10 protein-coding genes are annotated in these 10,635 nt (G+C 27.5%); 3 read left to right on the top strand and 7 right to left on the bottom strand.

What is annotated here, in order from left to right; translation table 11 throughout:
• Nucleotides 1-12: 12 nt before the first annotated feature.
• Complete coding sequence (locus DMR38_RS09680) at nt 13-447, bottom strand: MarR family transcriptional regulator (RefSeq protein ID WP_127721069.1); 435 nt, start codon at nt 445-447, stop codon at nt 13-15.
• A gap of 261 nt (nt 448-708) precedes the next feature.
• Nucleotides 709-2,688: a methyl-accepting chemotaxis protein gene (locus tag DMR38_RS09675; RefSeq protein WP_127721068.1), complete on the bottom strand. Its 1,980-nt coding sequence runs from the start codon at nt 2,686-2,688 to the stop codon at nt 709-711.
• Between the two features lie 405 nt (nt 2,689-3,093).
• On the opposite strand from DMR38_RS09675, the gene DMR38_RS09670 reads away from it, so the two are divergent.
• Complete coding sequence (locus tag DMR38_RS09670; RefSeq protein ID WP_127721067.1) at nt 3,094-3,822, top strand: LysE family transporter; 729 nt, start codon at nt 3,094-3,096, stop codon at nt 3,820-3,822.
• Between the two features lie 56 nt (nt 3,823-3,878).
• On the opposite strand, the gene DMR38_RS09665 is transcribed toward DMR38_RS09670, so the two are convergent.
• Both DMR38_RS09665 and DMR38_RS09660 read right to left on the bottom strand, forming a co-directional pair.
• Nucleotides 3,879-4,343, bottom strand: coding sequence for a chemotaxis protein CheX (locus DMR38_RS09665; protein WP_013238540.1), 465 nt, complete (start codon nt 4,341-4,343; stop codon nt 3,879-3,881).
• On the bottom strand, nt 4,325-5,200 hold the full coding sequence (locus tag DMR38_RS09660; protein ID WP_127721066.1) for a response regulator: 876 nt from the start codon (nt 5,198-5,200) through the stop codon (nt 4,325-4,327). Before DMR38_RS09660 ends, DMR38_RS09665 begins: the two co-directional genes overlap by 19 nt.
• A 421-nt stretch (nt 5,201-5,621) precedes the next feature.
• Here DMR38_RS09660 and DMR38_RS22535 point away from each other — a divergent pair, with 421 nt between their 5' ends.
• Complete coding sequence (locus DMR38_RS22535) at nt 5,622-5,753, top strand: hypothetical protein (protein WP_279230811.1); 132 nt, start codon at nt 5,622-5,624, stop codon at nt 5,751-5,753.
• Nucleotides 5,754-5,984: 231 nt separating this feature from the next.
• Here the strand turns inward: DMR38_RS22535 and DMR38_RS09655 are convergent, their stop codons facing one another.
• Together DMR38_RS09655 and DMR38_RS09650 are read right to left on the bottom strand one after the other, a co-directional pair.
• A complete protein-coding gene (locus tag DMR38_RS09655; protein ID WP_127721065.1) occupies nt 5,985-6,830 on the bottom strand; it encodes a hypothetical protein in 846 nt (281 codons plus the stop codon).
• A 102-nt stretch (nt 6,831-6,932) separates the two neighbouring features.
• The gene (locus DMR38_RS09650; protein ID WP_127721064.1) at nt 6,933-7,724 is read right to left on the bottom strand and encodes a CsxC family protein; all 792 of its coding nucleotides are present in this window, start codon (nt 7,722-7,724) and stop codon (nt 6,933-6,935) included.
• A gap of 234 nt (nt 7,725-7,958) precedes the next feature.
• Here DMR38_RS09650 and DMR38_RS09645 point away from each other — a divergent pair, with 234 nt between their 5' ends.
• Complete coding sequence (locus tag DMR38_RS09645) at nt 7,959-8,783, top strand: hypothetical protein (RefSeq protein WP_127721063.1); 825 nt, start codon at nt 7,959-7,961, stop codon at nt 8,781-8,783.
• Between the two features lie 322 nt (nt 8,784-9,105).
• On the opposite strand, the gene DMR38_RS09640 is transcribed toward DMR38_RS09645, so the two are convergent.
• A complete protein-coding gene (locus DMR38_RS09640; protein ID WP_127721062.1) occupies nt 9,106-10,569 on the bottom strand; it encodes a hypothetical protein in 1,464 nt (487 codons plus the stop codon).
• Nucleotides 10,570-10,635: the final 66 nt, after the last annotated feature.

Genomic DNA, 10,635 nt, shown 5'->3' with positions numbered 1-10,635 from the left:
TTTCATTTTAAATTACTTCTTCTTATTAACTAAATTTTTTAATAGATGAAGTCCATTAAGTATACTATCAATTTCCTCCGGGGAAGCTTTACTCATCATATTCTCAAATTCTTGTTCAATTTTTTTAAAATTCCCCTGGAATACATTTTTAAACTTATCAGTTACATCTACATAAATTACTCTTCTATCCTCGTCACTTCTAGTCCTTTTTACTAGTCCTTGTTTTTCTAATCTATCTATAATTCCAGACACAGTGCTATTTGATAATCCCATCCTTTTACTCAAATCACTTATTTTCATATCACCATATCTACGCAATATTTCAATAAGCATTCCTTGAGGTGCAGTAAGATTAAAACTATTAAAACTACTTTTCATTTTCTTTTTAAAAGAATATAATATTGTTTTCATTTCCCTCATTATTACAATGCTTTTATTATCATCCATTTACTCACCTCTTTTACATTTTTAATTAAGTATTCCATAATATTTTGTATCGAAATCTTTCGTATGCGAATCTTTGTGTGTAAAATATTTTACTACTAATGATTTTTTTTATCAATATCTTTTTTATTACATTATTGTTAACAAAATTGTTAACAAAAAATAAAGACATAACCCCTCTAATATCTCCCCTTTAAAAAAGTAGAGCTATTAGAAGGGCTAGTCCTAAAATTAGCTTGTTTTACTTACTGCCATTTTAAAAATTTAAATCTTAAATTTCTTAATTGTACTGTTTAAGGTCTCAGCTAATTCTGCCTGGCTTTCCATACTTTTAGCAATTTGAGCCATTTTCTCTGCTGCGTCATTTATATCATTCCGAATTTCATTGGTACTTTCCGAAGATTTTTGCACAACTTCAGACATGCCGCCAACAGCCTTTGTAATCTCATTTACCGTAGCTGCTATTTCTTCAGTCATAGAAGCTACTTGTTCTACAGCATTAGCTGTAAACTTAGAGTTTTCATAATATTGTTGTCCTGTACTCAAATAGTTATCCAATTGCATATTTACACTTTTATCAATAAATTGCAGCAAATTATGACTAGTTTTTGAAAGATTCTCAAAAACTTGCTGAACCTTTAATACCGTACTCTTAATTGTAGAAACTGTTTCAGAAGACTGTTCTGCAAGGCTTCTCACTTCTTCAGCAACTACAGCAAATCCTTTTCCCTGCTCACCAGCCCTCTGCGCTTCAATAGCTGCATTTAATGCTAATAAGTTAGTTTGATCTGCAACACTCTCTATTACATTCGCCATTTCTTTTATTTGTAAAACTACTTTTCCATCATCTATAGCTTTTAATATCTTTTTCTCCTCATCCTTATAGACATTTTTACATTCCTTTATGGCACTTTCAGCATTTTGTTGAACAGAGAGAGCATTTTGTTGAGATTTACTTGCAGTTTTATTTTCATCTTCAGTCTTATTTGCAAGCTGTACTGTACTGGAATCTATCTCTTCTATGGATGCAGTAATTTCTTCCACAGAAGCGGTTGTTTCCTGAGATCCATCTGCTATACGATTTATTGAATTATTTATATTTTCAAATTTTGATGTCATTTCCTGAACCGTTGCAGAAAGCTGCTGACTTGAAGCATTAATATTTTTAAAATTTGCAACTATTACTTTAACTAGTGACTTTACATTTTCTTGAGCTTTATTTAATGAATTAGCTGTATCTGCAAATTCATCATGTCTGTCTATTTTTATAGGAGTAGTAAAATCACATACAGATAACCTTTTAGCAAATACCTGTATTTTAAAAAGAGGTTTGCAAATGTATTTTGCAATGAATATTCCACAAATTACTGCAGCTGCTAACATAATTATAAGAACTACAATACTTATAAATTCGCTCTTATTTAAATCCTGTGCATAATCACTTTGTGGAAGAATGGTCACAACTATCCATCCTGTTGCTTTGGATTGGCTAAATCCAATTACTTGAGCTTTTTTACCTAAGCCATACTTAAAATTACCGTTTTTCTCATCTATAATTTTCTGTCCATTCCCAACTTCATTTTTTATATTGTGCATTATACTGCTATTATTTGAATCTGCAATTATTGTACCATCATCTAAAGCAAGTATTGCATATCCAGTTTTACCAACCTTAGTTGTAGTTAATTTCTTTTGCAGAGCAGATAAGTCAACATCTGCAGCCACAGCACCCTGTTTTCCACTACTAAAAGTTACTTTCTTTGCTATAGTTATAATAATTTTACCTGTAACTGCATCTTTATAGGGCTTAGTTACAAATACTTGTCCATCTGCAGCCATAGTGTCTTTATACCACTGTCTACTAGTTGGATCATAACCTTCCGGCAGCTTAACACTTTCAGGATATATTAACATCTGTTTTGTTTCATCTGCTGCATAGCACTGCATTATATCTTTATTACTCTCATTTATGCTCCTAAGGGCATTCATTACGTCATCTTTGTTTTCACTTATTATATTATTATTAATTGATAAAGACTGTATATTCTGTTTTAATGAATTGTTATGCAAATCAATAAATGAAGCTTTTTCCCTTGCTATTTGACTAGTTAATTGATAGGCCTTGTTACTTACAAGTTTTGTTTCCATGTAAAAAGATAAAAATGATATTACTAATAATGGTACTATAACAAAAAGTATCAATATTCCCACCAATTTACGCTGTAATGAAACTTTTCTCACCATAAATGTCACTCTCCTTTATTTGTAGTCATAATCATTAGCGATAATGTATATACTATACATTATTGTTGATATTATTACTAATATTATTGTTAATAATAGCATTATTCGTAAAAAAAATCTATAAGTATTTTAATTCGTGAAAGTTCTTATCGTACATTGATTCATTTATACTTAACAACCATATTTTGAATCACTTCATTGTTATGTCATTTATTATCTATATTATTTAAATTTCATGCTAATTTTTATCGTATTTTGCGGTACAATAAATTTATACTATAAAATTTATAGAAATGAAACATATTATGTTGAATATGCATCTATTTAAGGATAAAATAATAAGGTATGAATAAAATATTTTCATTAGACTAAATTTTAAATACTATATTGAAAGTGAGAAACTATATGTTACTAAGTTTATTTAAAGGAATACTTATAGGATTGATAACAGGTATGCCCTTAGGCCCAATTGGTGCAATGTGCCTTAAAAATACTATCACGTTTGGGCGTAAATGTGGTTTAATATCCGGCCTCGGTTCAGCACTTACAGACACTATCTATGCAACAATTGCAGCATTAGGTTTTATATTAATAGAAAAATTCATTCTCATTCATAAATTATATTTTCATGTAATAGGTGGAATTATATTGATTTGTTTTGGTGTCTATTCTTTTATTAAAAAAAGTCCGGGCAAAGATATAGATAAAACAGGAAATATGAAATCTTATTCACCTAGCGGTTCTATGTTTAAAGCTTTTATATCAACATTTTTTATTGCGCTAGCAAACCCAGCAACAATTTTTTCTTTTATAGCTGTATTTACAGGACTGCGCTTGGCACATATCGGACAAGAACCAGATCATAAATTACTTTTAATACTAGGAGTATTTATAGGAAGCATGTTGTGGTGGATTCTGTTAGTATTTACCATGAGTAAATTTAATAATAAGCTTAATGTAAAAAATGTAAAATTTATAGATAAAATTTTAAGTTCGATAATAGTTTTTTCAGGAGTTGTAATAATTTTAGCAGGCTTCAAATATTTTGGTCCAATGAAACCTCATTTTATATTACATTCCAAAATATTTAAAATATTTTTAAATATTAAATATAATATGTCAATACATCATTAAAAGTGGAGAATATACTTATTCTCCACTTTTAATATATCTAAATAATAAACAATTCTTTATTTACATTTCTCTATTGCAACATTTACTCGAAATGAAAGTCCATCTATAATCATTTCCACACATATCGTCTTATCTGCATTTGATGAAGCTTTAAAATTTCCATACATCAATGTAGGGGTTGATATATCTATTCTAATGCCTTCATTTGAAAATGATGTGGATGCATTGGCAGTAAGCATATTTGTAAGCTCTTCAATTGCACTTTGAGCCATTTCATCTAATTCTTTGACTGGAGCTCCCATCATCATCTTAGAGGCTATAGCTTTTGCATTCTCTATAGTAGTCTCATATATGATGTTACCTTTCAAATCGCCTACAATTCCAATGATAATTAAAACTCCCATACTTTCTATAGTTTTTCCCCTAAGACTAATCTTGCCTCTTTTTATATCATTTATTCCAAGCTCAGGCATGACATTTAAAAACGCATCAAAAAATGGATTTATATATTTGACATCCATTCTCCAGACCTCCTTTGAAATCCTACATTTACATATATCTCACCAAATTGAGTATTAGCTACAGAAGATGTAGTTGTATCTAATTCCGCTTTAGATATATTTATGGAATTTCCATAAAATATACTTGGAGGTGCTACACGCAGTCCTAATAATTTATTTTTTCTATTGAGTACAGAAGATGCATTTCCTGCCACCATGTTACAAATTTCTCCCATAATGTTTAACATTTCCTCTGCATTTTTAGGCTTTCTCCTTAATGCAAATTCAGAAAGTTTCTCTGCAGTATCATAAGACATATCTAGTAACATTCTTCCTGAATACTTACCTATAATTCCCATAACAACTGATATTCCCCTGGATACTAACTCTACATCTGAGTTACTTTCTTTACCAAACTCTGGTACTGTTTTCATTAATTTATTAAAAACATCCATAAAGGATTCTTTATAAACCTTGTAATAAACTTCATCAAGGTCCTTAAATAATTCATCATCTGCCATTATTCTATTTATCAATAAAGTAAGTTCTTCAGGGTCAACAGGTTTTTGAATATATCCACAAGCATGATTTTTTTTAGCTTTTTTCACTATTTCATCATCCATCATGGAACTTACTATTATAACATTTATGTTTGGATCTATGGAATGAATTGCTTTAGTACATTCAATGCCATCTGTACCTGGTATAGTCATATCCATAGTTACAATATTTGGTCTTAATTTACCTACCACTTCAATGGTCTCCTGAAGGGAAGTAGCTTCACCAACAACATCAAATCCATTATCAGTAAGCATATCCCTGAGTAATGCAATTGAAAAAGGTGAATCATCCACAACTACTACTTTAATATCTTTCATAATTCCACCATCTTTCTTAATTTAAATGTTATTCCTTTATTTTCTACACTTTAGATAATCGACTTACTTATAATTATATTAACATATTTTTTATAGTGTTTCCAAAAAATTTTTCATATATGTTCAATTTGCTCATAGTAATTTATTAACATTTAATATTATATGAAATTTCATAAAAATTCATATAAATAAATTTTAAACAACACTTTTTTTGCAAACTTATTTATATTTTTCAATATAAAAATAGAGCTTTTATTCTAATTATCCTTAAGATGTAGTAGCTTGTACAATTAAAGTGAAAATTTATTAAATTCTGAATTTTAATTTTATATTATAAAAATCTTTTAATTTTAACTATAATTTCAATTGACATTTTCTTTTTATGAGTATATAATAGTAAAAACGAAAGGGGTTGGTAACTTTGAATAAACTAAAAGATAAAAAATCAATATTAATAACTTCTGATGTTATTGAAGAATGTCTATCTGAATCTCTAGATATTATTGAAAAAGAAGCTGCATCACATAGTAAAAGTAAAAAACAAGTAAAATAACTTTGTATACCCTATTCTATTTTTATTTTAAAAATAGAATAGACTATACAAGGTTTATCCTTACTACATATAATTACCAATTAATATTTTTATATAATGAATTTTCAATTCAACTTTAACCTTTCTTTTCTCATTTATTTCTCCTGAAAATAATTAATGTAAACTCTCATCCTATCTCCTATTATGTTATCTGATAGGATAGTTTTAACATATATAAAGAATATATACTTCTTAATTATTAATACGACTTGCTACATAAACATTTTGATTTTGAGTTAGTCTTATAATTAATGTCATAACCATTTTTTGGTTAATTATTTCAAAAAACGTTTTTCCGTTAAATTTATTGTAAGTACTTTGAATATCTTTTATGTTTATTTCTTCAAAACTAGCATGAATGAGATCACATGATATTTTAGACGGCTCATTATAACTTTCATAAAAAATTTGCTCACAATTTTGAGCATTAGCTAATGTGGATTTATTTTTATAATTTTTTTCACACATCAATGGGTTGACAATATATTTAATTTTAGTAACACAATGAAATGGAACTTTTATTACAATATTTCTAATTTGTCCATTTGATAAATTAGTATTATCTGCCACTAATTCTGAATACTCAATACTTTTTTTTACAATTCCACTTAAGAAAAGCTTTCTCACATTAGTGATTAAACTACATTGAGTAATGAAAACTGTTCTCCTAATAGACTTTATATAAGCAACTGGTTTTGAAAAACTTACAGTATTTTCAATATTAATTCTAACAGAAGGTTGTGATATTATAACAGGTAATCTTACAGGAAAAAGTCCATTATTGACAAAAGGTTTTACCATATTACTATTACATTCTACAATCATCTTGGAATTGCACATATTTGATTTTATTTCATCAGTTTTCATTTTAACATTAACTTTTAATGTCTCCTTATGAAGTTCACTATTTTTACTAACCTTGCTTTTATTTTCAGAAGTATCCTCCTGTTTTGTTTTAACACAGTATTTATTATGTTGATTTTTTACTACATTTGAAGAAGTTAAATATTTTTTGTTTTTGAATTTACTTTTTCGCATATTCTTGCTCCAATTTTGCTTTCCATTTATAATATGCATTTTAATATATTTTGTTGACTTAAAGGACTGGTTATAAATAACCAGTCCCTTTATAAATAATTACTATTTTCTTTGAATAAAATCATTAATTGAAAAATTCCAATTAGATTTTAATGGCATATCATCATTTCTAATTGATTTTTTTATATTATTTCTAGCACCACACTTGCCAGTCTTATCATCTAAAGACCAAACTTGCTGTTTTTGCAATAATTTTAAGCATAGATATACCACTGATTTATCAGTAAACTCTTGAAATTCTTCTTCATTCTTAAATCCATCAATTGGGATTCCCCTATCGTCGATATCTGCATCAAAAATTGCAGACCATTCGAGTTCACAAAAAACAGGCTCATTAAAAATTTCAATATTTCCCCTGTCTGCTTCTCTTATATTTTTTCCTTTTCTTTTTGCATCAAAATATCTAGCTACTACCGGAGGAAGATTTGGAAGAACTCTTGGTAAATTAGTGAAATTTACTTGAGTGTATGCTTTAATTGGAATATGAACGGTAGTATCCTTAATAACTCCACTTATTCCAGAACGAGTTGTGCATTCTTTTGTAGCATATTCTATATTTTTTCTTATATATCCCTGAATAAAAACTTTATCTGTTGGAGCGATATATCTGCATTCAGTTAAAAATATTTGTTTTTCTATTCTTTTTATTTCATAAGCAGGCTCATTGAGTCTGATTTTTGATTCTGAATCCAATTGAACTACAAATTCTGCAAGAACCTTTGGAACCTTGTATGCTCCTCTTGGTAAAGGATAATTATTAGCACCTGATAGTGTATCTGCGCTTATAACTCTAGCACTACAAGTAGGTTCAGGACAAAAACTAGAATTATCCATTTTAATATCTCCTTTTTAAAACTTTAGGATATTATTACAATAATTTATATCCTGATATATACTATTCTAAAGTTTCTAAAAGTTCCACTTATTAAATAAAAATATGAAATTTTCTGCTGCAAATATATGTCATGAAATTTTCTTAACTATAGTATACTATAAAAAATCACAACTATAATTTTCAAGCATAATATATAATGTAAATATTGTATACTTTTTAAAAGGAGGAAGGTTATGTCAATAAGCTTTAATAAATTCGTACCACGTCCCGGACGTGTAAATAAGCAAGGATGCCTACCAGATCCATCAGAATTAGTCTGCGTCGAGGTACCTAAGGTTTTTGACCAATGTTTGATTAAAAAATGTCTATCCTACTGCGAAGGACCTGATACAAATACTACAGATTGTGAATTGAGAAGTAATCCTTTAGAAAATCCTAAAATATTTTTAGGATGTAGAGATTTCAAAATTTCACTAAAATCTGTAGAAAAAATACCTATACCAAGAAAGAAGAATTATAAAAAACTAGTAATATGTTATGTAATATCATTTTATGCTGATTATATTGATTGCAATGCAGTAAACAGAAGTGAATTTTTTGAAATTAACAGGGAAGATGTAATTTGGAATTTTTATTGCCCTGATTCTGTTGCTAAAATGTCAAGCAGTAGAATGCATTCTAAAGGATTAGAAGATTGTGATACAAGTATGATAAAACTTGAAATGGTAGCAGATGCACTTCATGGAGAGATAACTAAATGTGATGATAACAAATTTTTAGATATCACTTTAGGTTATTATATAGTAGTTAAATGCCAAATAATAGTTCAACTTTTAATACCTGCTTACGATTATTGCGCAATACCTAAAGAACCTTGTCAGCCTGAACCAGAAGAAAATATCTGTAATAGATTTAATAAATCTCCTGTACCTAAATTTTATCCAAATCAAAACTTAGAGCCTCTATTCCCAGAATCCGATGAAGATGAAGATGAAGACGAAGCAAATGAAGATGAAATGAATGGATGTGATTATGAAGGAAATGACCCTATGGAGTGATTGAAAATCTAGTGCACAAGTAAATTTATGGATAAAAGCTTATTTCAAAATAACACTAAATTTTAACTTTACTTATTATAATATTCATAATAGAGTAAAAACAATCATTATGGATCATGTGTAAATTATTTTCAAAATCAAACTTACCATGTAATTCTCCAACAGAGCATTTTTTATCCTTATGATTAGATACACTCAAACTAATATAAAAAATGGTATTAATCACCACAATGTTAAATGGCATTCAAATAAAGATGGGATTACAGATATTATGCATTACTAAAAAATCCACCTAGGACTTTAAACTCTAGGTGGATTTATTTTATTCTTTCTTCTTAAATAATTTATCTACAATAGATTTATTTTTTTCAAGTTTCAATTCCTGTTTAACTTTTAAATTTTCATTCATTAAATAAGTAATTTCTTGTTTCAATCTATTATTGTTCTTTTCCTTCTTATCCAAACTATTTTGTAATTTATTAATGAACAGTTTATAATTTTCCAATTGTTCTTTTGTATTTTCAAGTTCTTTTTGTATATTTTTCTTCACCTGTATAAAAAAATCGTAATTTTCTTTCAATATCTTTTTTTCTCCCCCAATTTTTATAAGCCTATTTTCATATTCATTTATACTAAGCTTTTTTTCTTTTATTTCCTTATTTAAAAAATCTATTTTTTCTTTAAGAATATTATTTTCATAATATATGTTTTTTGATTTTTGTTTTAGTTTCTCAACATATTCATCATAATTAGACATATCAGATTTTTCTTTGCTTAATGCTTTAACTGTATTTTTTGAAATTTCTTTAAAAGAGATAATTTTTAAACTGGTATTTTCTATTCCATATACTATATAAGCATCATTTAACTTTTTGTTGTTCAAAAAAACATATGCATTAATTGGTTCTTTTAAATCTTTATTAATTTCAATAGGCGTTTCCCACTTATCTAGATTATATTTTGAACAAAATACATTATTTTCTTTAAGCCAAGAAGTAAATAAAATACCATCTACCGAAAATATAATTGGTTCAACAGGCTCCTCTTTTCCTTCATAGATTTTATAACTTTTCATATTCATAGTATCTTCTTCGATACATACATGCTCCAATGAATATGTAAAATTCTCTTTCATCTTGTTGATTATATTTATAGTATAGTGAGTTTTTAGAACTTTAAATGTTACATTGCTGCCGTGAATCCCATAAAGTCTCTTTGAATCTGTCCATAATCCATCCTTATATTCAGAATAACCAAGAGAAAGCTCATCTTTATTATTTGAAGCGAAAAAAATTTTGATTAAATTTTTTTCTTCAGCATAAACTTGATAATATGTCTTAATTCTGTCTGACAAAACAATATATTGTATATTATACTGCTTTACTTTTTTTCCATCCCATATACAATGTCTTAAAATTCCACGCTTACTACCACCCTTTGATTTAAGCAAATAAAATAAATGCATTTTATCCTGTGAAATCAAAGCTTTTAAAGTTTGTATTTCAAAATTATTTTTTTGTATATCACAAATTTTTTCTCCAAACCACTTTTCATCTTTTCTAGTACAATATCTCAATTCATATTTTTTATTTGCATATACTATATGGATAGTTTGGTCTTGTACGCATATAGAAAACTCAACTACATTAGTATCAATAAGTTTTTCCTCTGTCCATTTGCCATTCTCATATATTATTTTATACATCAATTCACTTGAACTATTTAAATAAACTTTCCACATATTATTATCACTGCTAATAAAAACCCACGGATAATTATTTTCCATATTATTTCACCTCTTTTATTTCCATAAAAAAATTTATTAAATCACAATTATATCAATAAAACATAA

The organism is Clostridium sp. AWRP, from assembly GCF_004006395.2.
GTDB lineage: Bacteria > Bacillota > Clostridia > Clostridiales > Clostridiaceae > Clostridium_B.
Note: the sequence above shows the minus strand (reverse complement) of the source record. Positions and strands in the feature narration are given on the sequence as shown.